The following is a 1302-nucleotide window of genomic DNA, read 5'->3' on the forward strand; positions in this document are numbered from 1 at the left end:
CAGATACGCAAAACCCGCTTGCAGGTGCAGAATTTACACTGTATGAAGGTACGTCAAGCGCGCCAGGTAATGAAGTAGGTGTCTATACAAGTGCCGCGACAACAGGTAAAGTAACAGTAAGCGACTTACCATATGGCAACTATCACTTTGTAGAAACACAAGCACCGAATGGTGGCTACATCTTAGATGGCAAGCCGATTGATTTTGAAATTGCGAGCGATGCAGTTGTTTTAGAATTAGACAATGTAACAAACAAGCGTGATTATCAACCACAAATCGAAACGTTAGCTTTTGAAACAGGAACGAATAACAAAGAATTATATCCTGGTATGGCAACGCTAATTAGCGACCGTGTGAAATATGAGCAATTAACACCAGGCAAAAACTATCGTCTAGAAGCAAAACTAATGACGAAAGATGGTCAAACAACATTGACGCAAGGTTCGAAAACATTCACAGCTACAACAGAGAATGGCGAAGAAGTCGTAGAATTAGACGGATTTGACGCACGTGCGTTGAAAGGGCAACAAGTCGTTGTATTTGAGCGTCTTATTGACACAACAACAGCAACAAATGAAGTTGTCGCAACACATGAAGATGTCAATGATGCAGATCAAACGGTATCTTTCTTCACACCAAGTTTACAAACATTTGCCTTTGAAACAAGCACAGGATTACAACATGACATTCACCCGCACCAAAACGTGGAACTTAGTGACCGCGTGGTGTACACGAACTTAAATCCAGGCGAGCGTTACACATTAGAAGCCACATTGGTAGACAAACTAACTGGTAATATCGTATTCACACAAGGGACACACGAGTTTATCCCAACAACAGCATCTGGAGAAGTCACGGTACCACTCAATAATTTAGATGCTACCGACTTAAAAGGTAATTCGTATGTTGTCTTTGAAGTATTGAAAGATGAGTCAGGACAAGTGATTGCAGAGCACACGGATAAAGATAGTTTGACACAAACGGTATCCTTCATCGAGCCAAGCATCGGAACGGTGGCGCGTGATAAAGAAACAGGCGAAAGCAATGTACACGCTGGACCGATCACGATTGTCGATGAAGTACAATATCAAAATCTAGATACAACGCAAACATATGATATCGAAGGAATTTTGATGGACAAAGCAACGAATCAACCATTATTGGTAGACGGACAAACGGTAACAGCGACGAAAGCTTTCAGTCCAGCGAATACTAATGGCACGGAAGAAATCGAATTTACAGTAGACGCGTCCCAATTAAAAGGGAAAGACATCGTTGATGTTTGAAGCATTGAAATTAAAC

1 protein-coding gene is annotated in these 1302 nt (G+C 41.6%); it reads left to right on the forward strand.

Annotated elements, in window-relative coordinates; translation table 11 throughout:
• On the forward strand, positions 1-1286 hold a 1286-nt coding region (locus tag PGRAN_RS15320), incomplete at its 5' end, for a VaFE repeat-containing surface-anchored protein (protein WP_036068567.1).
• Positions 1287-1302: the final 16 nt, after the last annotated feature.

Source organism: Listeria grandensis FSL F6-0971 (genome assembly GCF_000525835.1).
Lineage (GTDB): Bacteria > Bacillota > Bacilli > Lactobacillales > Listeriaceae > Listeria_A > Listeria_A grandensis.